The following is a 22956-nucleotide window of genomic DNA, read 5'->3' as shown; positions in this document are numbered from 1 at the left end:
GTAGACGCCCCCGCGGTTCCGCGTGTGCCCCGTCCCCGCGATTTTCCCCCCGTGGTTCCGCGTTCCCGAGGAAAGAGTGCAGCATGAAGGTTCCCAAGGCCGGTGCGGTCGCCGCAGTGATCGCCCTGGCCGCCATCGCCACGGGCTGTGGTGGTGACCCCCCGAAGGAGCCCCTCTCCGTCGGCATCAAGTTCGACCAGCCCGGCATCGGCATGCGCGAGACCGACGGCACCTTCACCGGGTTCGACGTGGACGTGGCCCGGTACATCGGCAAGGAGCTCGGCTACAAGCCGAACGAGATCGTCTTCAAGCAGGTCTACAGCTCCGACCGGGAACTGCTGCTCCAGTACAACGAGGTCGACCTCGTCGCCGCCAGCTACTCGATCAACGACAAGCGTCGCGAGAAGGTGGACTTCGCCGGTCCGTACTTCCTGGCCCACCAGGACCTCCTCGTCCGCGCCGGCGACGGTTCGATCACCAAGGGCGAGGACCTCAACAGCAAGCGGCTGTGCTCGGTGACCGGTTCCACCTCCGCCGACAACGTCCGCCAGAAGCTCGCGCCGAAGGCGAGCACCCTGGAACTCCCCAGCTACTCCGAGTGCCTCGTCGCACTGGAGGGCAACATCGTCGACGCCATGACCACCGACAACTCGATCCTCGCCGGGTACGCGGCCCGCAAGGGCAACGAGGGGAAGTTCAAGCTCGTCGGGCTGAACCTGAGCAACGAGAGCTACGGCATCGGTGTGAAGAAGGGCGCCGCCGACCTCCAGCGCAAGATCAACACGGCGCTGGCGAAGATGGTCTCGGGCGGCGCCTGGGAAGTGGCCGTGAAGAAGAACTTCGGCACCGCCAACTACAAGTACGAGCCCGCGCCGCAGGTGACCACGGGCAGCTGACGCCCCCGGCCCCCGGACCCCCCGGGACGCGGCCGAGGTGGATCGAGGCCGACGGAGGGCCCCCGGGGCGTGTGCACCCGGGGGCCCTCCGTCGCGTCCCGGAGTCGGCTACGCGACGGGCGCCTTGGCGCGCAGGACCGTCAGGAACTCCCGCATCCAGGCGGAGTGGTCGGGCCAGGCGCGGGCCGATACGAGGGTGCCGTCGACCACCGCCTCGGAGTCCTCGAAGGTCGCCCCGGCCGAGGCCATGTCCGGCTCCAGCGCCGGGTAGGCGGTGACCCGGCGGCCTTCCAGGATCCCGCTCGCGGCGGTGATCAGCGGACCGTGGCAGATCTGGGCGATCGGCTTGTCGGAGCCCGCGAAGGCCGCCAGGATCCGCCGTACGTCGGGATCGTTGCGCAGGTACTCCGGCGCCCGTCCGCCGGGGACGACCACGGCCGCGTACTCCTCGGGGACGACCTCCGCGAAGGCGAGGTCGGCGGGCCAGGTGTAGCCGGGCTTCTCGGTGTAGGTGTCGAAGCCGTCCTCGAAGTCGTGGACCACGAAACGCAGCTTCTTGCGCGAGGGCGCCGCGATGTGGACCTCGTACCCCTCCTCGCGAAGGCGCTGGTAGGGATAGAGCACCTCCAGCGACTCCGCCGCGTCGCCGGTCACGATGAGGATCTTCACTGCCATGGGCTGCTCCCGTCGGGGCTGTTCACGGTCGGCGCGGCCGGGGCGGCGCCGACCGCTACAGTGCCCCTGCGCGAACGGCGGCAAACACCAGGGTTCCGCACTCCCGACACGTAGCCTTCACCTGTTGGGCGCATGACAATGTGACTCTCGCTCTGCCACCTGACACCCCACCAATTCCCCTGGTGGGCACGGTGCGTGTGGAGAGGCACCCCCACGTCATGAGAATCTCCCGAACGGCCCCCTGGGCCGGCGCCCTCGCGGCGGCCGCCCTGTTCCTGATACCCGCCACGGCCAGCGCCGGCCAACAGCGCGCGAGCGCTCCCGCGGCGACCGCGTCCGTGAGCGTGGACACCTACTACGCGTCCGCCGAGGGCAAGACCGGCGCGGCGCTCAAGACGGCGCTGCACGAGATCATCAAGACCCAGTCCAAGGTCACGTACGACGGCGTGTGGAACGCGCTGAAGGTCACCGACCAGGACCCGGCCAACTCGAACAACGTCATCCTGGTCTACTCGGGCCGCTCCCAGTCCAAGAGCACCAACGGTGGCGGGGTCAACGACTGGAACCGCGAACACGTCTGGGCCAAGAGCCACGGCGACTTCGGCACCGCCACCGGCCCGGGCACCGACCTGCACCACCTGCGGCCCGAGGACGTCACGGTCAACAGCACCCGGGGCAACAAGGACTTCGACATGGGCGGCGCCCCCGTCGCCGAGGCCCCGGGCAGCTACACCGACACCGACTCCTTCGAACCCCGCAACGCCGTCAAGGGCGACGTGGCCCGCATGCTGCTCTACATGGCCGTCCGCTACGACGGCGGGGACGGCTTCGCCGACCTGGAGCCGAACGACAAGGTCAACAACGGCAGCGCCCCGGCGATCGGTCGCCTGAGCGTCCTGAAGCAGTGGAACCTCCAGGACCCGCCGGACGCCTTCGAGCAGCGCCGCAACCAGGTCATCTACGACACCTACCAGCACAACCGCAACCCGTTCATCGACCACCCGGAGTGGGTCAACTCCATCTGGTAGCCCACCCCTTCACACCCCACCCCGTCACGGCCCGCGCCCCCACCGCGCGGGCCGTGACGGCGGTTGAGGCCGGCGGGACCCTGGACACAGGCGGCCCGATGTGCCTGTCGCGTCCTCGCCCCACCCGGCCCGGTCGGCCCTCCCGAGGTTGGCGAGTCCCGAGGCCGGACCGGTTACTCCCAGAGGCCGACCAGGTGGGCATGGAGGACGTCGTGTGCCTCTTGCGGGGCGAGGTGGCCGATGAGGACGTGCGCGGTGAGACCGTCCGCGAGGGCGAGGAGGGTGCGGGCCTCGCGTTGCGGGTCGAGGGGCACGGCGCGGTCGGCGTCCTCGCCGGCCTCCGAGATGAGGCGGGTGAACACCTCTTGCAGGGTTGCGTAGTTCGCCTTCAGCGTCGTCGCGAGCACCTTGCTGACCGTCGCCTGCGCGACGAAGGCGAGCCAGACCCTGGCCTCGGCGCGGCGCTCGTCCCGGAGCAGTGAGATCTCGGTGGCCGCGTGGCCGAGGGCGGTGCCGGCCGACTGGGCCGGGCTCCTGACGAGGCGGGCCCGTACGCGCTCCATGATCCGCTCGCCGATGTGCCCGAGAGCGAACACGAGCATTTCCTCTTTGGTGCGGAAGCACCGCTGAACGGCGCCCATCGACACCTGTGCGCGGGCCGCGACATCGCGAAGGGTCACACCCTCCAGCCCGCTTTCGTCGGCGAGATGGCAGACGGCCTCGGCGATGAGGCGTCGTCGGCCCACGTGATCCACCTGCCTGGGCATGCCCGGTCGCCTCCTCGTTCCACCACACTCTGCTCGCGCCGCACTTTATCCGATGCGTTCGCATCGGTTCCAGGGGTACGGTTCGGTTCCGATGCAAGCGCATCGGTACGGGACGGGGAGGGAAGAGCCATGCAGGATGCCCTGTGGAAGATGCCGGCCGCCGCGCAGGCCGAGGCTGTGCGCAGTGCGGAGGTCTCGGCCGTCGAACTGGTCGGCAGTCACCTGGAGCGGATCGCCGAGGTCAATCCGCGGGTGAACGCGGTCACGCAGCTCCTGGCGGAGCGCGCACGTGAGACCGCGGCGCAGCTGGACCGTCGGCGGGCCGCCGGTGAAACGCTGGGGCCGCTCGCGGGCGTTCCCTTCACGGTGAAGGAGAGCACCGCCATTGAAGGCGTGCCGACCACCTTCGGAACGGAGCGGTTCCGCGATCTGGTGGCACCGGCCGACGCACCCCCGGTGGCACGGCTGCGTGCGGCCGGGGCCATCCCCATCGGGCACAGCAACATCCCCACCCTGATCCTGGCGGGCATGCACACGCGCAGCGAGCTGTTCGGCGACACGGTCAACCCGTGGGACAGCGGCCGGACCCCGGGCGGCTCCAGTGGAGGCGACGCCGTGGCCGTGGCCACGGGCATGGCGGCACTCGGGCTCGGCAACGACTCCGGCGGGTCGGTGCGCATCCCGGCCCAGTTCTGCGGTGTGGCCGGGCTGAAGCCGTCCACGGGCCGGTTCCCCGCCGACCACCGCGTTCTCGGCCCGGACGACCCCGGTCCGGCGTCCCAGATGCTGGTCACCGACGGACCGCTGGCCCGGTGCGTGGGCGATCTTCGTCTTGCCTACGAGGTGCTGGCCGGGACCGACCCGCGAGATCCGCGCGCGGTGCCGGTGCCCGCCTACGGTGAACCGCTCGCCGGGCCGATCAAGGTCGCGGTCGTGGCGGACCCCGGCGGGCACGGCGTCCACCCGACGATTCGCGGAGCCGTCGCCACCGCGGCCGACGCGCTCCGCGACGCCGGGTACGACGTGCGCGAGGTGCGGGACGTGCCGCGGATGGACGAGGCCCTCGAGGCGTACGGCCGGATCACCGTGACCGAGTTCGCCCCGACCTGGCCGGTGGTGCGCAAGCTGCTCGGCAGGGGTGGGGACCGCTATGTCGAGATGATGATGGAGCAGACCCCGCCCGCAGGCGTGGACGAGTTCATGAAGTTGATGGGCACCTGGATGAACATCCGCCGCTCATGGGCCGAATTCCTCGACGCGTACCCGCTGTTGCTCGGCCCTGTCTTCACGGAGCCGCCGGTCGAGCCGGGGCTGGAGTCGCGTGACAGGGCCGGTAGGGACCGGGTCGGATCGGGAATGCGGCTGTGCACCGTGACCAGCTTCGTGGGCGTACCCGCTGTGGCCGTGCCGACCGGGGTGGTCGACGGACTGCCCTGCGGCGTGCAGATCGTCGGGCGCGCGTTCCGGGAAGACCTGTGCCTGGGTGCGGCCCAGGCGATCGAGGACCGGCTCGGAGTCCTCACACCGGTCGACCCGCGCGCGGGAGGCCGGGCCGATCGAGCCCTTGAGCCGTAGAGGGCGTGCGCTCTACGGCTCCCTGCGCGTAGATCCGGCGCGAGGGCGTGGCACCCGGGAGCGCACCCTCGACCGGCGGCGGCCCAGGCGGTTCTCCTGGACGGCCTAGGAGTGGTGGATTTCGGCGAGGGTGTCGATGGCACCCGCCGCGTTGAGGTGGTAGCGGAAGGGGAGGCCGGAATTCGGGTGGGCGAGCACCCACGCGACGAGTTGGTCGACGGTGATCGGCTTGCTCGCGGAGCCCGTGACGATCGGGGCCGTCGCGGTGATCTCGGCGCCGTCCGCGATCGGGAAGTAGGTCTCCTCGCCCACCGGGACGAAGGTGACCCCGGCCGCGTCGGGCGAGCCGCCACAGCTCCAATTGCCGTGCCTGACGATGAGGTTGTGCGAGCCGCCCTCGGGCGTGTAGCGGTAGAGCGCGATCAGGTCCGGGGCGATCGGCATGACGTGGTCGCAGGTCGGCTTGGGGGCCGCCGAGGTCGGCTTCTTCGTCGGGGTGCCGCTCGCCGAGGGTTTCGGGGCGGCCTTCGTGGGCGTCGGCGCGGGCGTGCTCGCCGGGGTGGGGACCGAGGGGCCCGACGGGCCGGCGGTGGGCTTCGAGCCCGCCGCCCCCGGGTCCGGCTCGTCGCCGCCCTGGCAGCCGGCCAGCGCCAGCACCCCGCACAGGGCGAGCGCGGCCAGTGCTCCGTGGGCCGGTCTGCGACTTCGTACCGTTCTCATGGCCGTCTCCCTCTGCCGCGATCCACCGTGTGCTCGTGAACGTAGCGCGCTGGTTTCGGCCAGGCGACGGCCGGATCCGGTTCGTCACCGGTCCGGGATCGGCTTGTTGCGGAGTGAGGACCTCCGTGACCGATCGGACGGAGATCGGACGGGCATCGGAGGCGGCCGACCCGTGTGCGTGATCACGCCGATGACATACGCTGCCGGATGCCGACGTGATCCGCGCGGCGAGCCCCGACCCGCCGCCGCACCACCGGCCGCAACGTCTAGATCGAACCGTTCACCCAGGCGCTCTACAACGCGCGCGAGCCGGCGATGGACCGCATGCGGGCGGAGGGCGAGGCCCTGGACGCCGAAGGGATCGTGGCGGTCCGACTGACGCAGCACGCCCACACGTGGGGGTCGCACACCACCGAGTTCTTCGCCATCGGGACGGCGATACGGCCGCTGCGCGACGACCATGTCATCGAACGACCGACGATGGTGTTGAGCCTCGATGCCTGAGGGCGAGGTGGAACGGTTGGCGGCGGCGCTGCGCCGGGACAGCGCCGATCTGAGGCTCTACGCCAACGTGCTGGCGTCGACGCTCGCCGACTCGCTGCCGCCCGGCGCGGTGCGGGTCGGCCGCCGGCGTTCCCTGACGGAACGGCTGGCCGGGCGCGAGGGTTCGGTCACCGAACTGGACGTCGCGCTCGGGGAGCAGCGGCTCTGGCTGCGGATGGACCGGGGGCGGTTGACCGGGGAGGTCCGCCACGAGGTACGGGGCGTCGTGCTCGCGCGGCGGCCGGTGGACCTGGACGAGTGGATCGAGGCCCTGGCCCGGTCCCTGGCCGACGCGGCTGCCTCGAACGCCCGCGCCCGCGAGGCCGTCGAGCGCTTCCCGGCCTGACCGGCGACGGCCTGGTGGACGGGGCCCGGGTCGTCTCTTAGGAGCCCAGGCGGTCGGCGAGGGACTGGAAGGTGGCCCACGGGGACTGCGGCGGGCGGGGGTCCCAGGTCTTCTGGGCGAGCGCGGCCATCGGGAGCCGGATGCCCGCCGCCACTTGGGCCGTGGTCTGGGCTCCGGCGAGGTCGCACCAGACGGCGAGGCGGGCGCCCAGTATCTGGGCGTCGTAGCGGGCGGGGACGGCGGTGGTGCCGCGCAGGACGAGCGGGGTCCACTGCTCGTAGATCCGCTTGCCGGTGGGGTACGTGAACTGGTTGGGCTCGCCGAGCACGTAGTAGAGGTACTCGTCGTTGAGGTTGACCACCTTGCGGCCCGCGCTCAGGTACTCCAGCGGCGGGCGCGCGCCGAGTTCCTTGCCGGTCCAGTACTCGGCCTGGATGTCCGGGGCGGCTTGGACGACGCCGCCCTTGAAGAAGCCGTCGTTCCAGGCCTTGAGGGCCTTCCCGGACGGGCGGACCACGTCGGCCCGGTCGTTGAGCCAGCCCGCCGCGAGGTCTTGGACCCGGGCGCCGGCCCCGTAGCGGGCCGTGGCGGCGGCGGCGAGTTGCGGGAAGGAGGCCTGCGGGTCGCGGACGACCAGGGCCTGGTACTCGTCGGCGCCCAGCTGCCAGGCCCCGGCGGGGAACAGGGGCAGGAACTCGCGGAGCAGTTCGTCGACGAGGGTGGCGGAGGCCGGCTTCGCTATGTCGACCACGCCCTTGACCGCCCGGCCGTTCACGTCCCGCAGTTGGAGGTCGGGGTGGGCCTTCAGGACGGCGCCGAGGTGTCCGGGCGAGTCGATCTCCGGGACGACGGCGATGTGCAGGCGGCCGGCGAGGGCGGTGATGCCGCGGACCTCGGCCTTGGTGAGGTGCGGGGTGGAGACGATCTCCGGGTGGCTGTCGGACTGGATCCGGAAGGCCTGGTCGTCGGAGAAGTGCAGGCCGAGCTGGTTGAGTTTGAGGTCGGCCATCTCGCGGAGCCGGTCCTCGATCCAGCCGGCGGTGAAGAACTTGCGGGCGATGTCGAGGTTGAGCCCTCGCTGCGGCTTCGCCGGGGTGTCGTTGACGGTGCCCTCGGGAGCCGAACCCGCCCCGCGTATCTCCTGCTTGAGGGTGCGGGTGCCGTAGAAGACGCCGGCCTCGTCGGGCGCGGTGATCGTGACCTTGCCGCCCCGGACCGTGAGGGTGTACGACTCCGGCGGGCCCGAGCCCTTGGTCCCGAGGGCCAGGCTCACGTCCCCGGGGCGGGCGTCGGTCGATTCCGCGTACCCGAGTTTCAGTTCCCCGGCGAGCAGCTTGCCCTCGTCGGCCAGGGCCGCCTTGTCGGCGGGCGCCACGAGCACGCGCGCCGAGGTGGCCGGCTTCCAGCCGGGGCCCCGAGCGGGTACGTGTTCCCGTACGGCCGGGACGGTGCGGGGGGCCGTGGAGAGGGGGAACGACTCCGGCGGGGTCGGGGGCGCGGTGGGCGTCGGCGGGGCGGGGGTGGCGGCCGACGGGGCCGGCGCGGTCGGGGAGCCGGGGGCGGAGCGGGAGGCCTCGGCTCCGGCCGAACAGGCGGGCACGGCGAGGGTGACCAGGGCGGCGGCCGCTGCCGTCGCGATGGCCCTGCCTCTGCGGAGATGCCCGGTCGTCTTCGTCATGGTGCTCCCGTGTCCCCCGTACCAACCTGGCACGGGGGACACCGGAGCGCGACCCGGGGCCGGAGCCCGGGGGATCAGACGAGTGCGCCCAGGGTGTCGAGGGCGGCGGAGGCGAAGCCGTGGTCCTGCTCGGGGGCGCCGCCGCCGACGCCGATCGCGCCGATGAGCCGGCCGTCGCGGTGGACGGGGAGCCCGCCCGCGATGAACAGCAGCGGCCGGTCGAGGGCGGTGGGGAGGGTGTGGAAGGGGGCTCCGGGCTGGACGGCGGCGACGAGGTCGGCGGTGGGGGCGTCGAGCTGGAGGGCGGTGTAGGCCTTGCGGGTGCTGGTCTCGCCGGAGATCAGGACGGCCCGGTCGTCGCGGCGGAAGGCCAGGAGGTGGCCGCCCGCGTCGAGGACGGTGACGCTGACCGGCACCCCGGCCGCTTCGGCGGCGGCGTGGGCGGCGCCGACGAGCAGTTCGGCGTCCTCGGTGGTCAGCGGGGCGACGGCGGCGCGACGGGCGGGGGCGGTGCCGGCGTTCGTGGTGTTCGTGGACATGCGGGTGCTCCTGGGCAAAGGGGGGTGGGAGTGGGGTGTGGAGTGGGTGGGCGTGGGGCGGGGTGTCAGTGCTGTCAGTGGTGCGCGGCCGCGGTGGCCGGGGCGGGTGCCCCGCTCGCCACGACGCGGCTCTCGGCGGCGCGGCGTCCCGTACGCCGTTCCAGGGCGCCGGAGAACAGGGCGAGGCCGAGCGCGGAGGCGGCGAGGGCGGCGCCGACCCAGTTCGGGGCGGTCCAGCCGAGTCCGGCGGCGATCACGAGGCCGCCGAGCCAGGCGGCGAGGGCGTTGCCGAGGTTGAAGGCGCCGATGTTGACGGCGGAAGCCAGGGTCGGGGCGCCGGCGGCCTGGTCGAGGACCCGCTTCTGGAGCGGCGGTACGGTCGCGAAGCCGAGGGCGCCGATGAGGACGACCGTGACGGCGGCGCCCGCTTTGGTGTGGGCGGTGACGGTGAAGAGGGCCAGCACCACGGCCAGCGAGCCCAGGGAGACGTACAGCATCGGCATCAGGGCGCGGTCGGCGAACCGGCCGCCGATCAGGTTGCCGGCGACCATGCCGAGGCCGAAGAGGACGAGGAGCCAGGTCACGGAGGTGTCGGCGAAGCCGGCGACGTTCGTCATCATCGGGGTGATGTAGGTGACGGCGGCGAAGACCCCGCCGAAGCCGAGGACGGTCATGGCCATGGCCAGGAGCACCTGGACGTTGCGGAACGCGGCCAGCTCGTGGCGGATCCTGACCCCTTCGGGGCGGGGCAGGTCGGGGACGAGGCGGGCGATGCCGAGCAGTCCGAGGACGCCGAGGGCGGCGACGCCCGCGAAGGTGACGCGCCAGCCGAGGTGCTGACCGACGAGGGTGCCGAGGGGGACGCCGACGACGTTGGCCACGGTCAGGCCGGTGAACATCATCGCGATGGCGCCGGCCTTCTTCTCGGGGGCGACCAGCCCGGCGGCGACCACGGAACCGATGCCGAAGAAGGCGCCGTGGGCGAGGGAGGCGAGGACGCGTCCGGCGAGCATGACGCCGAAGGCGGGGGCGAGGGCGGAGAGCACGTTCCCCGCGATGAACAGGCCCATCAGCAGCATCAGCATGCGCTTGCGGGGGACGCGGGTGCCGAGGACGGTCATCAGTGGGGCGCCGAGGACCACACCGAGGGCGTAGCCGGTGACCAGGAAGCCCGCGGTGGGGATGGAGACCCCGTAGCCGGCGGCGACCTCGGGCAGCAGGCCCATGATCACGAACTCGGTGGTGCCGATTCCGAAGGCCCCGATGGCGAGGGCGAGGAGGGCGAGAGGCATGAGGGGGTTGCCTTCCAGGGGTGGGGGGCGTGGGGCGGCGCACCGAAGGGGAACGATGCGTTCGCCGGTAGCGCTCGCCCACATTAATTGCAGACGCGGGATATTTGCAAGCGCGGGCTATTGCGCGAGTGGCCTATCCTGGCGGTACGCGCCTCCTGGTGGTGCGCGTCGAGGTCCCACCCCCTGGGACCGGCCCCGTGAACGCCCCTGTGACCACGAACGCCCCTGTGAACGCCCCTGGAGGAGCCCATGACGGCCACGGACAGCGCCCTGACCGCCCTCGCTCAGGGCTGGTGCGCCCTCTCCCTCCTGCACGGGCGCATCGAGACCCACATCGAGCGGGCCCTCCAGACGGGGCACGGGTTGAGCGTGCGGGAGTACTCGCTGCTGGACGTGCTCAGCCGCCAGCACAGCGGCCCGGGCGGCCACCTGCGGATGAACCAGGTCGCCGACTCCGTGGTGCTCAGCCAGAGCGCGACCACCCGACTGGTCAGCCGGCTGGAGGACCGCGGGCTGCTGAGCCGCTACATCTGCGACACCGACCGGCGGGGCATCTACACCGACGTCAGCGAGGCGGGCCTGTCCCTCCTGGACCTGGCCCGCCCCACCAACGACACCGCCCTGCGCGAGGCCCTCGACGAGGCCGCCCTCGACCCGGCGCTGGCCCCCCTGGTCGCCGTCATCGAAAACCCCGGCACGAGCGGGGCGTAGGCCCTGTCGTCAAAGCCCCGCCCGGCCCGCGGGGCCCGGCACCGCACCGCGCCTCGCGGCGTTGTCGGGCCGGCGAAGCGAGCGGGGGAAGGCACCCCTCCCATGGGTGGAGCCTTGGTCCACCTGGAGCGGGACCGGTGGGGGCTCAGGCGCCGGGGCCGGGCCGGCACATGACCCACCGCGGGGTCCGCGGCCACGGACCCGCGTGCACGACCACGGCGACGGCTACGGCTACGGGGTCGGTTGGGGGGCGCTGGAGGGTTTCGCGCCGGCGGGGCTCGCGCTCGGTCGGGCCGTCCCCGTCGGCGGGGTACCGGCGGAGGGCTCGCCCGTGTGCGGGGGTTCGCCCGCCGGTCGGGTCGACGGGGTGCGGGGCGGCGTGGGCTTGCCCGTGGCGGGGGCCGGCCCGGTGCCCGCGGTGGACGGTGACGCCCGGGGCTCCGACGGGCTCGGCTCCACGGAGGGCGCGGGCGCCGGCGAGAACACCCCGGGGGACGGCGTGGGCGTGGTCAGCTCCGGCGGGGCGGCGGGGGGAACGGGCCGCCCGTCCGGAAGCTGCCCGGGGCCGAGCACGAGGTAGCCGGCCAGGGCCGCCGCCGCCAGACCGCCGAAGCCCGCGAGGGTCCAGGCCGATCGGCGCCGCCACAGCGCCCGCGCCGAGAGCCGGCCCAGGTGTGGCCCGGGCGGGTCGGCCGGCCGCAGCAGGCGGACGGTGACCTCGTCGGCCCGCACGGACAGCGCCTCGCGCAGCAGGCGCTCCACCGGGCGTTCGCCGCCCGGCGGTACATCCGTAGAACCGCTCATACCCGTCCCTTCAGGATCTTCTCCAACGCGTCCAGCCCCCGGCTGGCGTTCGACTTCACCGAGCCCCGGCTGATGCCGAGGGTCTCGGCGATCTCCGCCTCGCTGAGTTCGGCCCAGTACCGCAGCACCAGCACCTGGCGGCGGCGCGGGGTCAGTCCGCGCAGGGCGACGAGCACTTCGCGGTGTGCCTCTCCGAGGACGACGGAGGCCTCGGCGGAGGGCATGTCGGCCGTCACCGGCGGGATCCAGGCGCGGGCCGTGCGCCGCCGGCGCAGCACGGAGCGCGAGGTGTTCACGACGGCCGTGCGCAGGTATCCCAGGGCGTTGTCGACCTCCGTGATGTGTTCCCCGTAGCGGCGGTAGAGGGCGGTGAAGGCGTCCTGCACCACGTCCTCGGCGGTGCCCAGGTCGTCGACGAGGAGCACCGCGAGGCGGACCATGGCCAGCCGGTGGGCGTGGTACAGCTCGGAGACGGTGGGCGTCTGCGGCGGCGGATCCGCGAGGACGCCCCCGTCGGCTCCGCCGCTTCCGTAGGTGTACGCGTACCGTGCGGGCCCCGCCGTGGAGCGGTCCGCGCGTGAGAGCCACCACCACAAGCCCCGCCACGCCCGGGCGAACCCGGGCGTGAGGGGGCTGGTGGACGGTGCGAGTGCGAGCACGGGGGTCCTCAGTTGGCGGCGCGGCGCCGCACGGTGTAGAGGGCTCCGGCGCCGACGGCGATCAGGCCGGCGGCTCCGCCGCCGAGGGCGATGGTGGTCGCCGAAGAGCCAGTATGCGCCAGCTCGGGGCCGCCGGCGGGCGAGGGGCTGCCCGACGGGGCGACGACGGACGGAGAGGAGGAGGGCTCGGCACCGCCCGGGGTGGCCGGGGCCGCGCTCGGCTGGGCGGTGCCCGTCCCCGGCATCACGCTCGGCTGGGCGGTGCCCGGGGTGGCGGGGGCCGAGCTCGGCTTGCTGCCGGCCGGGCCCGTGGGGCTGGAGCTCGGCTTCGTCCCGGCCGGGGTGGTCGGCGACACGCTCGGGGTGGCGGTCGGAGCGGAGGAGGGTCCCTGGGCGGCCAGGGCCGGTCCGCCCAGGGCGACGACCGCCCCGGCGGCGACGGCGAGGGCGACGGCCGCCCGGCGGGCGGACAGGGGAGCGCGCTTCAGGTTCTTCACGGTTGGTCTCTCCACTGCGGTCGGTTCGGGGGCGCGGAACTTCGCCCTTCACCCCCCACGACGCGCGACTCCCCCATCGGTTGTCGCCGTTGCCGAACTTTTCGAAAAAACTTCCGCCCGGCCGTCGGGGGCCCTGCTCAGCCGCGCGGCGGCGGCCAGGGCACCTCCTCCAACAGCGGGAGCAGGACCGCCTCCTCGTGGTCGAAATGGGCCGTCAGTTCCGCTGTCATCCGCGCGAGGCCGATGCGGAAGCGTTCGGGGTCCAGGTTCTCCAGACCGTCGAGGAGGGCGACGAGGTCGCCCTGGAGGCGGGCGACCGTGCGGTGTTCGGCGCGCAGCCGCTCGAAGGTCCCCGCCAGGTGCGGGTGGTGGTGGAGGGTGCCGGGGAAGACGTGCTCGTCCTCCCCGGTGTGGTGGAAGCGCAGGGCCTGGCAGAAGTCCAGGCAGCGCCGGCGGATCTGGAGTCCGAGGGCGGGCTTCGGGGGCGCGCCCTGGCCGTTCCAGGCGGCGCGGGCCGCGAAGTGCGCCTCGGTCTCGGTGCTGAGGTCGACGAGTTGGGCGCGGAGCCAGGTGTGGACCTCCAGGATCTTTCCGGCGAGCGTGCGGACCTCGCCGGGTGCCTGCCGTGCGTCGGGGCCGGCGGGCTCCAGGCGGACCACGGGCAGCGGGCGGGCGGTGCGGTCCTGGTACGCGCCGTAGCCGGGGGCGACGCGCAGCACGTGGGCGAACAGCTCCTCGCGTGCGCGCCCCTCGGTGGGCACGGCCAGCGCCTCGAAGGTGTCGGCGCCGAGTTCGACGCGGACCCGGGGGTGGGCGAGGAGGTTGTGGTACCAGCCCGGGTGCCGGGCGGAGCCGAGGTTCGAGGCGACGACGAGCGGTGTTCCGCGGTGGCGGACGTAGCCCAGTGGTGTGGTGCGCTCCGCTCCGGAGCGGGCACCGGTGGTGGTGAGCAGCAGCAGGTCCTGGCCTTCGAAGGGGCCTGCGACCTTGCCCTGGTGGGCGCGGAACTCCTCGATGACGGACCGGTTGAAGGGGTTGGGCACGTGTGTTCTCTCTCTGCGCGGACGGCGGCACGCCGAGGACGCCCGCCGGCCCGCGCGGCGAAGCGGTCGCCGGGGCGGGGCGGGGCGCGGTGGCGCTCGCCTGGGGAGGGGAATTGAAGGTGGGGGCACCGTCGAGGTGCCCGACGTGGGGCTCGGCCACAGGCGAAGTCGGAGCTTCGCGGATGCGGCCCGGGCGCTACGTCAACTGCGGGGCGCGGAGTGTGTGCTCATGGCGGTTCCTGGGGGTGAGGGGTGTTCCGCCCGACTGCCGGCCGGCCCACTGCTCAGTGGCCGGCGTCACGCGACACCGTCGCCCATCAGAACGCATCGGGCGCGGCGCTGTCAACGCCGTTGAGCGCGTGTCAGGTCCCCGAGGGCGTGGCGGTCAGGTCCCGGATGGCCCCGGCCGGCAGGGCGCGGAGGGCTTTGCCGTCAGGACGCGGAGGGCTTGGCCGAGGAGGGCCACTCCCTCCTCCGACTCCCCGGCGGGGCCGGCCGCGTAGCCCAGGATCAGGCCGGGCGGCCCCGGTCGCATCCGGTGCCAGGACAGGGGGTGCGCCTTGACCCCGAGTCCGAGGGCGGCGGTGGCGAGGTCGGTGTCGGCGAACCCGGCCCCGTCGAAGGTGACCATCAGGTGCAGACCGGCGGCCGCTCCGTGCACCCTGGCTCCGGGCAGTTCGCTCCCGATGGCCCGCAGCATCGCGTCGCGGCGGCGACGGTGGCGACGCCGGACGAAGCGGAGGTGACGTTCCAGTTCCCCGGACTCCATCAGGCGGGCGAGGACGAGCTGCGCGAGGACCGGGTTCCCGAGGTCGGCGAAGCGCTTCTCGGCGACGACCCGGTCCCGCAGCCGCTCGGGGACCAGCAGCCAGCCGAGCCGCAGGGCGGGGGCCAGCAGTTTGGACACGCTCCCGGCGTAGCAGACCTGTTCGGGCAGCAGGGCCCGCAGGGCGGGGACGGGCGCGCGGTCGTAGCGGTGCTCGGCGTCGTAGTCGTCCTCCAGGACCAGTCCCCCGGCCGCCGCCCAGGCGAGGAGTTCACGGCGGCGCTCCCCGTCGAGCACGACCCCGGTCGGGAATTGGTGCGCCGGCGTGACGAGCGCCGCCCCCGCCCCGCTCGCCCGCAGGGCCGCGACATCGAGGCCGGCCCCGTCCACGGGCACCCCCACGGTGTCCAGCCCGCTGTGCTCCAGCTGTTCGCGGGCTCCGAGCGAGCCGGGGTCCTCCACCGCGACCCGGCGTACGCCCGCCTCGGGCAGCACCCGCGCGAGCAGCCACAGGGCCTGGGCGACCCCGGCCACCACGATCACCTCGGCGGGGTCCGCGCGGATCCCCCGGTTGCGGGCGAGCCAGCCGGCCACCGCCTCGCGCAGGGCCGGAGCGCCCTGCGGGTTGCCGTAGCCGAAGTCGCCCGGGGTGAGGGCGGCGAGTACCCGGCGTTCGGCCTGGAGCCAGGCGGTGCGCGGGAAGGCGGTGAGGTCGGGCACGCCGGGCGAGAGGTCGATCCGGCAGGGCACGGCGCGCAGCGCGTCCACGAGCCCGCCCCGTCCGGCGGGGACCGTGGGCCCGGCCGGGTCCGTGGGGGCGGGGGGTGGGGCGGCGACGACGACCGTGCCGGCCCGGCCCCGTCCGGCGATCTGGCCGGTCTCGGCGAGGCGCTGGTAGGCCTCGGTCACCAGCCCGCGCGAGACCCGCAGCTCTGCGGCGAGGACCCGGCCGGCGGGCAGTCGGCTGCCGACCGGGAGGGTGCCGTCGGCGATGGCGGCGCGGAGCCGGGCGGCGAGCCATTCGGTGCGGGCGCCGCGCGGGGCTTGGCGGATGTCCAGCTGGAGGAAGTCGGAGCCGGCGGTGGGGTCGCCCGCGGGGCCGGCCACGGGGTCGGGCCGCTCTTTGGACCCCTCGTCGGCGTGCTCTTTGGACCTGCTCACCGGACCATTGTGCCTCCAGGCTGGACGGCATGACCACCTCTCCCCCGCCTGCCACGCACCGCCCGTCTTCCCTTCCGCCGTCCCCGTCCGCCTCCGCGACCCCGTCCGCGACCTCCCGCGCCGCCGGCTCGCCGCGCGATCTGGTGCCCGGCTGCGTCGGGATGGCACTGGTCGGCAGCAGCGTCACCGTCTCGCGTTCCCTCGTGGACGCTCCGCTGTTCGCCGCGCAGGCGGTGCGGTACGTGGCCGCCGCCCTGATCCTGCTCGCCGTGGCCCGCGCCGCCCGGGTCCCCCTGTCGTGGCCCCGGGGCCGGGAGTGGCTGTGGCTGGCGGGGATCGCGGGCACCGGGCTGGTCCTGTTCAACGTGGCCGTCGTACGGGGCGTCGCGCATGCCGAGCCGGCGGTGATCGCGGTGGCGGTGGCGTCCGTACCGGTGCTGTTGGGCCTGGTCGGACCCCTGTTGGAGGGGCGCGGGCCGAGCCGGCGGGTGCTGTGGGCCGCGCCCGTGGTGGTGGCGGGGGCCGTCCTGGTCGAGGGGACGGGGCGTACGGACGCCGCCGGGGTCGGCTGGGCGGCCCTGGCGCTGGCCTGCGAGGCGGGCTTCACCCTGCTGGCCGTGCCCGTGCTGCGGCGGCACGGCGCGTGGGGGGTGTCGGTGCACGCGGTGTGGTTGGGGGCGGTCATGCAGGCGGCGCTCTCCCTGTGCACGGAACGGCCCGACGCCCTGACGACGCTGACGGCGCGGCAGTGGGCGGCCGTCGGGTACCTGGCCGTGCTGGTGACGGCGGTGGCCTTCCTCCTCTGGTACCGCACGGTGGCCGCCGTGGGATCCGGCCGGGCGGGACTGCTCACCGGGATCGCCCCCCTCGCCGCGGCGGCGGCCGGGACGCTCACGGGCGGCGCGGTGCCCGGGCCCACGGTGTGGCTGGGCCTGGCGGTGGTGATCGTCGGCCTCGTCCTGGGGCTGCGGGACGGCAGGAACCGGGCCCCCGCGCCCCCTGCTTCCTCGCCCTGACCGTTGACGGCGGCAGTGGGGTGGAAGACCGGGCGCCGCCCCGGGCGGTGGTGTCGAGCGCCCCCTGCGGCAGCCGGCCTCCGGCCCGCGGCTCACCCCTCTCGTCCCCTCCGGATCACGCGGCTGGTCTTCGGCGCGGCTGGTCTTCGGCGCGGGTGCTCCGTCGACGCCTTCGGACCGCAGGACCCGGACGAGGTCCACGTGTTCCGACAGGCCCGCGGCCGACCTGGGCGAGCCCCGACGCGTGTGACGCATGAGGCTTTGGGACCTGTCTCCCCTCCGTGCGGCGGCTCCCTCGCGCCTCGGGTCGGAGACGGGAGTCCGGGCCCCCTTGAGCCGTCCGGGCTCGTGGATCACAATCCGCAGATGCCGACGCCCGCGCCGATCACCACCCAGGCCGCCACCCGGACCACTGCCGGGGTCTCCCCGCAGGCCACCCCCCGGGTATCCACTCGGGCCACCGGCCCGCCACCGTCGTACAGCAGTTGGATGCGGTACTTCTCCCCCACCGCCGGACACCGCCGGCTCGGTCTGGTCTGTCTGGGCGTGGGGGTGCAGCAGGGCGTGCTGCCGGTGGTGGGGCCGCGGGTGTTGGACCACCACGTGGCCGTCGTCGTCACCCGGGGGCGGGGGTGGTTCAGTCACGGCGGGCGCCCGCCCCAGCCGGTCGCGGCGCCCGCCCTGCTGTGGCTGGTGCCGGGCGTGGAGCACCACTACGCCCCCGACCCGGCCGGCGGCGGCTGGGAGGAGTGCTTCGTGGACTTCGCCGGCAGCAGCGTGGGCGCCTACACCGACCTGGGCTACGTGACCCCCGACCGACCGCTCGTGCCGCTCGGCGGGACGGCCGGGGTGCAACACGTGGTCGACGGGATCGTCCGCGCCGCCCGGCTCGGCGGGCCGCTGTTGGAGGTGGAGGCGGCCGCCTCCGTTCACGCCCTGCTCGTGGCCCTGCGCTACGCCCGGGCCGGGGTGTCGCGCCACGGGGACCCCGTGATGGACACCCTGACGCGGGACGCGCTGCTGCCGATCTCGGTCGCCCGGCACGCCGAACGGCTCGGCATGCCGCTGTCCGAGCTGCGCGGGGCGGTGCGGCGCAGCACCGGGGAGGGGGTCAAGGAGTACCTCCTCGGGATCAGGCTGAGCCGGGCCAAGGAACTCCTGGCCCGCACCGACCTGCCGGTCGCCGGGATAGCGCGGCGGGTCGGCTACGAGGACCCGGCCTACTTCAGCCGGCTGTTCAGCCGACGCGTCGGGATGGCCCCGATCCGCTTCCGCGCCCAGCAGGCGGGGCGGGGGCCGCTGTGTTGACGGCTCAGGCGGGTCGGCGCGCGAAGCAGAAGAGGTGCTCCTCGGGCTCGGCGAGGGGGTCGGCGGGCCGGTAGGGGGTGGTGTGGTGGGCGAGCACCTCCAGGCCGGCCGCCGCGAGGCGCTCCAGGTGGTCCTGTGTGGAGAGGCTGCTGACGGTGACCGGGTGGCCCATCCACTCGATGTCCAGGCCGCGGATGTCCCCCGGCACGGTGGCCAGCACCAGGTGGCCGCCCGGAGCGAGCCAGGACGCCATCCGGTCGAGGGACGCGGCGATCTCGGGCTGGTCCATGACCAGCAGGGGGAAGAAGGAACAGACCGCGTCGTAACCGTCCGGCCCGGGCTCGTACGTGCGCACGTCGGCCTGTTCGAAGCGGGCCCCGGGAACCAGGGCGCGGGCCGTGGCGACCATGGCCGCCGAGACGTCGATGCCGGTCACCTCGTGGCCGGCGGCGACGAGCTTCTCGGCGGTGGGCCGCCCGGTGCCGCTGCCCACGTCCAACACCCTCGCGCGGGACGGGAGTCGGGCCAGCAGCCAGTCGAGGGCGGCCACTTGGTCGGGAACCTCACCGAACAGTTCCTCGTAGCGCTCCCCCAGCGCGTCGAACACCTCTGCGGCGGTCTCGCGTCGCGTCATGACCCCTCCTCGTCCCGGGAGTCCACCGTACGGCGAACTCCCGACTCGGGAGGGGTCGTTGCGCCGGTCCGACCGTCAAAGCGTGTAGCCGATGTTGAGTTCCGCCAGGGAGGTCCAGGGGTTGCCGTTCACCTCCCGGGTGACCTTGAGCCGGACGTAGCGGGCGGCCCTCGGGGCGAAGGCGGCGTCCTGCTGGGCGGCGGTGTCGGTGAAGGTGCCGGTGGCGGCCGCCGCGCCCCAGGTGGTCCCGTCGGTGGAGGTGAACACCTGGTAGTCGGCGATGCGTCCGTTGCTCTGGGTCGGTCGGGGCAGGGCGTGCAGGGCGGAGACCGCGTACGTGGCGCCGAGGTCGAGGGTGATCTCGTGCGGCATCGGCGCGGTGGCCGCGTACCACTGGGTGTGCCAGAGGGTGGAGGCCTGGCCGTCGAGCACGTTGGCGGCGGCGCCGTTCTCGCCGTCCGTCTCCTGGCTGTCGACCGCCTGGACGCTCATCTGCCCCTGTGGGACGAGCTGTTCGCCGCCGCCGACGGTTCCGAGGTCGTCCACGGTGAGGTCGTCGAGGATCAGGTCGGCCTCGTTGTGGGAGTCCTCCGCCGTGATCTTGCGGACGCCGATCCAGGCGTCGGCCCCGGCGGTGAAGGTCTTGGTGAAGGCGGTCGCGGTGCGGGCCTGCCCGAGCCCGGTCGTGGTCTCCGTGCCGCCGGCCCCGGTGATGAACTGGTAGTCGCCCGCGAAGCCGTTCTCGTAGGTGAAGCCCACCTTGTACGCGTGGCCCTGGGTCAGCCGCAGCGTCTGCGGCAGCGTGCGGTAGACCAAGCCGGTGCGTTCCTCGTGGGACTTGAGGGAGTTCTGTCCGCCGATCACGTCGTCGACGAGCTTGCCGCTCCATCCGGCCTGCGTGTAGGGGGCGTTGCGCTGGGCGATGTGCGTACGGGGGTCCGTGGCCGATCCACCGGCGCCGCCGAAGACGAACGGGCCCCAGCCGGCGTCCACGTTCTCGAAGTCCTCGGCGTAGGTGTGGCCGCCGAGCGGGGTGCGGGCGGAGCGGACCACGCGGACGTCGTCCAGGTAGGCGGTTCCGGGTCCGCCGGCGGCCGAGAGCTTCAGCGTGGCGGTGGACTGTCCGGCGGGGACGTCGAAGAGCACCTTCATCCGTTGCGCCTTGGTGCCGTTCTTCTCGCTGCCGCCGAGGTTGTTCGTGAGCGGTGAGGAGTCGGCGTACACGGAGGCCGGGGCGCCGCCCGCCGGGGTGACGCTCAGGGTGGTGGCGCGTCCGGTGGGGGTGGAGACCCACACGGAGGCCGCGTAGGTGCCGGGGGTCAGGCCGGTGAGCTGTTGGGAGACGGCGGGGGCGCTCTGGGCGGCGAAGGCCAGCTCGTTCTGACCGGAGGCGTTGCGGGCGACGGCGGCGCCGCTCCCCGTCACGGTCCAGGCGTTGAGGTTCCCCGCGTTGAAGGAGGGGTCCTTGACGGGGGTGCCCTCGCCCCAGTTGGGGGCGGGCTGCGCGGGCGCGGCCCCGTTGGTGACCACGTAGGCGGTACGGGCGGTGGCGTTGATGGTGACCTTGCCGCCCGCGGCCACGGCGAGGTCGCCGACCACCTGTCGGCCGGTGTCGGTGAGCTTGTAGAGCTTGGGCGCGCTCCAGCCGGCCGGGAGGGTCCAGGTGGTGGAGCCGCCGGCGTCGTTCCAGTGGTAGAGCTTGCCGTCGCGCGGCAGGAGGTAGGCGGAGCCGTCGAGGACGGTGCGGCCGGCGGTGGTGATCCTCCGGGCGCCGCCGGCGGTGGTGACGGTGGTGCCGTCGGCGAGGGTGACGGTGTCGGCGGTCCACTTCACGATCGGGGACTGTTGGAGGTACTTGGTGGGGAGGTTGACGCCGAAGGTGCCGTTCAGGAAGGCCTGGTAGTCCTTCTTGCCCTGCCAACCCTCGTAGGCGGTGAGTTCGGCGCCACCGAGCAGCGGGTTGCGGGCGATCCAGTCGTCCTTGGTGTGGTTGGCGATGAAGCGGACGATGGTGGAGTTGATGCCCTTGAGGTCGCTGCCGCCGTAGTTGACGTCGGCGGCCCAGTGGTGCCAGAGGGACTGTTCGGTGAGGGTGTTGGGGAACTCGGTGGCGAGTTGGAAGCCGAGTCCGCCGATCTCCCGCTGGAGCTTGCGGGAGACGTAGCCATCGCCGTACCAGACGTCCACGTAGAGGAAGTCGAGGCCGGGCGCCGCCGCCTTGAGGTCCTGGAGGCGCTTGAGCCGCTCCCCCGACTGCCCGTCCTTTCGCGTGTCCACGTAGTACGACTGGTCGAGCCAGTCCCACCCGAGGCCGCCGCTCTGGTGCGCGGGGTCGAAGGTGGCCGAGACGGGGTACTCCTCGGTGGCGTTGATGTGGACGCCGAAGTCGGCGTTGTAGGCGTGGCCGGCGGTGGTGAGGGCGTTCAGGTCGGCGGCGCCGCCGAGCTTGGCGCCGATGTTCTTGTAGTCCATGTGGGCCGAGTCGTGGCCCTCGGAGGCGTACCCCTTGAGCAGGACGAACTGACCCAGGTTGTCGGTGGCCAGGCCGACCCGCTTGGTCTCGTCGAGGGTCTGGGCGAAGGGGTGCGTCGCCTGGGAGGCGAAGTTGAAGGGGATGCGCTGGACGACCCGGTTCGCGGTGTCCTGCCAACCCGTGGGCGGGGTCCAGATGTCGCGGTAGGCGACGGCCGCGTCCTGCCAGTCCACCGCGGAGTCGGCGTTGCGGTCGGCGGTGATCGCGACGCGGACGTAGGGCAGGGGCTCGGTGTCCGTGTCGGCGGCGCCCTGGGGCCGGTAGAGCCAGGCCCCGCTCCACAGGCCGGCGCGGCGCTGGGAGCCCCGGTCGGTCACCCGCTTGCTGATCCGCCCGTTCTCGCGGGCCGTGCCGCCGCTCGGGGCGTCGTAGAGGGAGTTGGAGTCGATGGCGGCGGCCAGCCCGCCGGTGTTGACGAGCCCGTACATCACGGTGGTGGCGGCGGCGTCCACGGGGGTGGAGGCCGTCACCGGAGTGAAGGTGTCACCGGTGCCGGTGGTCGCGGTGTACATGTTGGCGGTCGACAGCGCGGCGCCCGGCTGGTCGCTGCGGACGCTGACCAGGGTGTGCTCGGGGATCGCGAAGCTGCGCACGCGCAGGGCGGGCGTGTCCTCGATGGCGGTGACCTTGAACTCCACGACGGACCCGGACACCGCGAGGCGGGAGCGGATCGTCACGCCGGAGAAGGTCATCGTGTAGTCCACCCCGGACGCGGAGGGGGTGGAGGTGACCGTGGGGGTGTACGAGGTCCCGTTGACCAGGACCGCGCTCAGCGGGTCCGTGTTGCCGTCGAGGGTGTCCCCCGTCGCGCGCAGGGTGTAGCCGATGACGCGGGGGAAGGCGCTGTCGACGCCCACCGACAGCTCGGGCGAGGTGATGGTCAGGGGCGCGACGGTGGGGGCCGCCGGGGCGGCGGACACCGGGGCGGACACGAGCAGGGTGGCGATGAGGCCGGCGACCGCGGCTGCGGCCGGCCAGAGGGGGGTGCGCATCGGGCCTCCGGGAATCGGCGCTTCCTTGCGGGGAAGACCGCACGGCTCCGGAGCCCTGCGGTCCGCTCACTGACCAGTCAGCTTGCGGACAGCGGGGCGGCAGGCCCATGGACAAAGCGCGGGGGTGTCCTGGACTTACGTGTCCTGGCCTTACGTGTCCTGGACTTACGCGTCGGAGGATCGCGTGGGTCGGGGACCGTGTGTGCCGGGAGGGGGACCACATGCGCGGGGTCGGACCGATCAGCCCCCGATCGGCACCAGCACCACGGCCGTGCCGTACGCACAGACCTCGGTCCCCACGTCGGCGGCGTCGGTCACGTCGAACCGCATCGCCAGGACGGCGTTCGCGCCGCGCGCCTCGGCCTGTTCGATGAGGCGGTCCATGGCCTGGTTGCGGGTCGCGACCAGGGTCTTGGTGAGCCCCTTGAGCTCGCCGCCGATCATGGACTTCAGACCCGCGCCGATCTGGCTGCCGATGTGCCGGGAGCGGACGGTGAGGCCGAAGACCTCCCCGATCACCCGCTCCACCCGGTAGCCGGGGACGTCGTTGGTCGTCACCACCAGGACACCGGACTGCCGGGTGCCGGTCCCGCCGCCGTAATCGTCGATACCCATGGGCCCACTGTGGCCCCGGGCCCGGCCTCCCGCATCCGCACGACCCCGGCCCCACCTCGGCGGGGCCGGGGTCGTGGGGCCGCCCCCGTGGGGCCGGCCGGATCCCCGCGGCCCTGGCCGAACACCGTCGAGTGATTGGCAGGCCCCCCGGGCACTCC

22 protein-coding genes are annotated in these 22956 nt (G+C 73.5%); 8 read left to right on the top strand and 14 right to left on the bottom strand.

Going from position 1 to position 22956, the window contains the following annotated elements:
* Window positions 1–83 precede the first annotated feature (83 nt).
* Window positions 84–896, top strand: coding sequence for a glutamate ABC transporter substrate-binding protein (locus ACIOD1_RS07985; RefSeq protein ID WP_401900948.1), 813 nt, complete (start codon window positions 84–86; stop codon window positions 894–896).
* 108 nt (window positions 897–1004) lie between these two features.
* Here ACIOD1_RS07985 and ACIOD1_RS07980 read toward each other — a convergent pair whose 3' ends face one another.
* Complete coding sequence (locus ACIOD1_RS07980; RefSeq protein WP_365617261.1) at window positions 1005–1571, bottom strand: DJ-1/PfpI family protein; 567 nt, start codon at window positions 1569–1571, stop codon at window positions 1005–1007.
* Between the two features lie 218 nt (window positions 1572–1789).
* Between ACIOD1_RS07980 and ACIOD1_RS07975 the strand changes: the two genes are divergently transcribed.
* Window positions 1790–2599, top strand: coding sequence for an endonuclease (locus tag ACIOD1_RS07975; RefSeq protein ID WP_365617263.1), 810 nt, complete (start codon window positions 1790–1792; stop codon window positions 2597–2599).
* 173 nt (window positions 2600–2772) lie between these two features.
* Here ACIOD1_RS07975 and ACIOD1_RS07970 read toward each other — a convergent pair whose 3' ends face one another.
* Window positions 2773–3366, bottom strand: a complete 594-nt coding sequence (locus ACIOD1_RS07970) for a TetR/AcrR family transcriptional regulator (RefSeq protein WP_365617265.1) — start codon at window positions 3364–3366, stop codon at window positions 2773–2775.
* A 129-nt stretch (window positions 3367–3495) separates the two neighbouring features.
* On the opposite strand from ACIOD1_RS07970, the gene ACIOD1_RS07965 reads away from it, so the two are divergent.
* Entirely contained in the window at window positions 3496–4941 is a 1446-nt protein-coding gene (locus tag ACIOD1_RS07965) for an amidase (RefSeq protein WP_401900945.1), read from the top strand.
* Between the two features lie 105 nt (window positions 4942–5046).
* On the opposite strand, the gene ACIOD1_RS07960 is transcribed toward ACIOD1_RS07965, so the two are convergent.
* A complete protein-coding gene (locus ACIOD1_RS07960; protein WP_401900943.1) occupies window positions 5047–5661 on the bottom strand; it encodes a hypothetical protein in 615 nt (204 codons plus the stop codon).
* Window positions 5662–5931: 270 nt separating this feature from the next.
* Here ACIOD1_RS07960 and ACIOD1_RS07955 point away from each other — a divergent pair, with 270 nt between their 5' ends.
* Window positions 5932–6165 carry a heavy metal-binding domain-containing protein gene (locus tag ACIOD1_RS07955; protein ID WP_365617537.1) on the top strand — a complete coding sequence of 78 codons (234 nt, stop codon included), beginning with the start codon at window positions 5932–5934 and terminating at the stop codon, window positions 6163–6165.
* Window positions 6158–6550 (top strand): hypothetical protein, encoded by a 393-nt coding sequence (locus ACIOD1_RS07950; protein WP_401900940.1) that lies wholly within the window; start codon window positions 6158–6160, stop codon window positions 6548–6550. Before ACIOD1_RS07955 ends, ACIOD1_RS07950 begins: the two co-directional genes overlap by 8 nt.
* A 37-nt stretch (window positions 6551–6587) precedes the next feature.
* Here ACIOD1_RS07950 and ACIOD1_RS07945 read toward each other — a convergent pair whose 3' ends face one another.
* From ACIOD1_RS07945 to ACIOD1_RS07935, 3 genes are all read right to left on the bottom strand, one after another.
* Window positions 6588–8228, bottom strand: a complete 1641-nt coding sequence (locus ACIOD1_RS07945; RefSeq protein WP_401900938.1) for a glycoside hydrolase family 20 protein — start codon at window positions 8226–8228, stop codon at window positions 6588–6590.
* Window positions 8229–8302: 74 nt separating this feature from the next.
* Window positions 8303–8767: a heme-binding protein gene (locus ACIOD1_RS07940; RefSeq protein ID WP_401900936.1), complete on the bottom strand. Its 465-nt coding sequence runs from the start codon at window positions 8765–8767 to the stop codon at window positions 8303–8305.
* Between the two features lie 74 nt (window positions 8768–8841).
* On the bottom strand, window positions 8842–10059 hold the full coding sequence (locus ACIOD1_RS07935; RefSeq protein WP_401900934.1) for an MFS transporter: 1218 nt from the start codon (window positions 10057–10059) through the stop codon (window positions 8842–8844).
* A 249-nt stretch (window positions 10060–10308) separates the two neighbouring features.
* On the opposite strand from ACIOD1_RS07935, the gene ACIOD1_RS07930 reads away from it, so the two are divergent.
* Window positions 10309–10770, top strand: a complete 462-nt coding sequence (locus ACIOD1_RS07930; RefSeq protein WP_365617275.1) for a MarR family transcriptional regulator — start codon at window positions 10309–10311, stop codon at window positions 10768–10770.
* 231 nt (window positions 10771–11001) lie between these two features.
* On the opposite strand, the gene ACIOD1_RS07925 is transcribed toward ACIOD1_RS07930, so the two are convergent.
* From ACIOD1_RS07925 to ACIOD1_RS07905, 5 genes are all read right to left on the bottom strand, one after another.
* Entirely contained in the window at window positions 11002–11574 is a 573-nt protein-coding gene (locus ACIOD1_RS07925) for a hypothetical protein (RefSeq protein WP_365617276.1), read from the bottom strand.
* Window positions 11571–12233, bottom strand: coding sequence for a SigE family RNA polymerase sigma factor (locus tag ACIOD1_RS07920; RefSeq protein WP_365617278.1), 663 nt, complete (start codon window positions 12231–12233; stop codon window positions 11571–11573). The genes ACIOD1_RS07925 and ACIOD1_RS07920 overlap by 4 nt, the downstream gene beginning before the upstream one ends.
* 8 nt (window positions 12234–12241) lie before the next feature.
* The gene (locus ACIOD1_RS07915; RefSeq protein ID WP_365617280.1) at window positions 12242–12730 is read right to left on the bottom strand and encodes an LAETG motif-containing sortase-dependent surface protein; all 489 of its coding nucleotides are present in this window, start codon (window positions 12728–12730) and stop codon (window positions 12242–12244) included.
* A gap of 137 nt (window positions 12731–12867) precedes the next feature.
* The gene (locus ACIOD1_RS07910) at window positions 12868–13773 is read right to left on the bottom strand and encodes a nitroreductase/quinone reductase family protein (RefSeq protein WP_401900930.1); all 906 of its coding nucleotides are present in this window, start codon (window positions 13771–13773) and stop codon (window positions 12868–12870) included.
* 385 nt (window positions 13774–14158) lie between these two features.
* The gene (locus ACIOD1_RS07905; RefSeq protein ID WP_401901392.1) at window positions 14159–15646 is read right to left on the bottom strand and encodes a PLP-dependent aminotransferase family protein; all 1488 of its coding nucleotides are present in this window, start codon (window positions 15644–15646) and stop codon (window positions 14159–14161) included.
* Between the two features lie 83 nt (window positions 15647–15729).
* On the opposite strand from ACIOD1_RS07905, the gene ACIOD1_RS07900 reads away from it, so the two are divergent.
* Together ACIOD1_RS07900 and ACIOD1_RS07895 are read left to right on the top strand one after the other, a co-directional pair.
* On the top strand, window positions 15730–16716 hold the full coding sequence (locus ACIOD1_RS07900; RefSeq protein ID WP_401900928.1) for a DMT family transporter: 987 nt from the start codon (window positions 15730–15732) through the stop codon (window positions 16714–16716).
* Window positions 16717–17205: 489 nt separating this feature from the next.
* Window positions 17206–18024 carry an AraC family transcriptional regulator gene (locus tag ACIOD1_RS07895; RefSeq protein WP_365617540.1) on the top strand — a complete coding sequence of 273 codons (819 nt, stop codon included), beginning with the start codon at window positions 17206–17208 and terminating at the stop codon, window positions 18022–18024.
* A 4-nt stretch (window positions 18025–18028) separates the two neighbouring features.
* On the opposite strand, the gene ACIOD1_RS07890 is transcribed toward ACIOD1_RS07895, so the two are convergent.
* The 3 genes from ACIOD1_RS07890 to ACIOD1_RS07880 form a co-directional block, all read right to left on the bottom strand.
* Window positions 18029–18658 carry a methyltransferase domain-containing protein gene (locus ACIOD1_RS07890; RefSeq protein ID WP_365617286.1) on the bottom strand — a complete coding sequence of 210 codons (630 nt, stop codon included), beginning with the start codon at window positions 18656–18658 and terminating at the stop codon, window positions 18029–18031.
* 75 nt (window positions 18659–18733) lie between these two features.
* Window positions 18734–22183: an endo-alpha-N-acetylgalactosaminidase family protein gene (locus tag ACIOD1_RS07885; protein WP_401900925.1), complete on the bottom strand. Its 3450-nt coding sequence runs from the start codon at window positions 22181–22183 to the stop codon at window positions 18734–18736.
* 240 nt (window positions 22184–22423) lie between these two features.
* Window positions 22424–22798 carry a YbjQ family protein gene (locus ACIOD1_RS07880; RefSeq protein ID WP_365617289.1) on the bottom strand — a complete coding sequence of 125 codons (375 nt, stop codon included), beginning with the start codon at window positions 22796–22798 and terminating at the stop codon, window positions 22424–22426.
* Between the last annotated feature and the right edge of the window lie 158 nt (window positions 22799–22956).

Source organism: Streptomyces sp. NPDC088097, from assembly GCF_044741845.1.
In the GTDB taxonomy this organism is placed as follows: Bacteria; Actinomycetota; Actinomycetes; order Streptomycetales; family Streptomycetaceae; genus Streptomyces.
This window is presented reverse-complemented; position numbering and strand designations above follow the sequence as displayed.

Excerpts from the sequence above, each read along its gene's own strand:
- ACIOD1_RS07985 (WP_401900948.1), top strand. The coding sequence starts at position 84 with ATGAAGGTTCCCAAGGCCGGTGCGGTCGCCGCAGTGATCGCCCTGGCC.
- ACIOD1_RS07980 (WP_365617261.1), bottom strand. The coding sequence starts at position 1,571 with ATGGCAGTGAAGATCCTCATCGTGACCGGCGACGCGGCGGAGTCGCTG.
- ACIOD1_RS07975 (WP_365617263.1), top strand. The coding sequence starts at position 1,790 with ATGAGAATCTCCCGAACGGCCCCCTGGGCCGGCGCCCTCGCGGCGGCC.
- ACIOD1_RS07970 (WP_365617265.1), bottom strand. The coding sequence starts at position 3,366 with ATGCCCAGGCAGGTGGATCACGTGGGCCGACGACGCCTCATCGCCGAG.
- ACIOD1_RS07965 (WP_401900945.1), top strand. The coding sequence starts at position 3,496 with ATGCAGGATGCCCTGTGGAAGATGCCGGCCGCCGCGCAGGCCGAGGCT.
- ACIOD1_RS07960 (WP_401900943.1), bottom strand. The coding sequence starts at position 5,661 with ATGAGAACGGTACGAAGTCGCAGACCGGCCCACGGAGCACTGGCCGCG.
- ACIOD1_RS07950 (WP_401900940.1), top strand. The coding sequence starts at position 6,158 with ATGCCTGAGGGCGAGGTGGAACGGTTGGCGGCGGCGCTGCGCCGGGAC.
- ACIOD1_RS07945 (WP_401900938.1), bottom strand. The coding sequence starts at position 8,228 with ATGACGAAGACGACCGGGCATCTCCGCAGAGGCAGGGCCATCGCGACG.
- ACIOD1_RS07940 (WP_401900936.1), bottom strand. The coding sequence starts at position 8,767 with ATGTCCACGAACACCACGAACGCCGGCACCGCCCCCGCCCGTCGCGCC.
- ACIOD1_RS07935 (WP_401900934.1), bottom strand. The coding sequence starts at position 10,059 with ATGCCTCTCGCCCTCCTCGCCCTCGCCATCGGGGCCTTCGGAATCGGC.
- ACIOD1_RS07930 (WP_365617275.1), top strand. The coding sequence starts at position 10,309 with ATGACGGCCACGGACAGCGCCCTGACCGCCCTCGCTCAGGGCTGGTGC.
- ACIOD1_RS07925 (WP_365617276.1), bottom strand. The coding sequence starts at position 11,574 with ATGAGCGGTTCTACGGATGTACCGCCGGGCGGCGAACGCCCGGTGGAG.
- ACIOD1_RS07900 (WP_401900928.1), top strand. The coding sequence starts at position 15,730 with ATGACCACCTCTCCCCCGCCTGCCACGCACCGCCCGTCTTCCCTTCCG.
- ACIOD1_RS07895 (WP_365617540.1), top strand. The coding sequence starts at position 17,206 with ATGCGGTACTTCTCCCCCACCGCCGGACACCGCCGGCTCGGTCTGGTC.
- ACIOD1_RS07890 (WP_365617286.1), bottom strand. The coding sequence starts at position 18,658 with ATGACGCGACGCGAGACCGCCGCAGAGGTGTTCGACGCGCTGGGGGAG.
- ACIOD1_RS07885 (WP_401900925.1), bottom strand. The coding sequence starts at position 22,183 with ATGCGCACCCCCCTCTGGCCGGCCGCAGCCGCGGTCGCCGGCCTCATC.
- ACIOD1_RS07880 (WP_365617289.1), bottom strand. The coding sequence starts at position 22,798 with ATGGGTATCGACGATTACGGCGGCGGGACCGGCACCCGGCAGTCCGGT.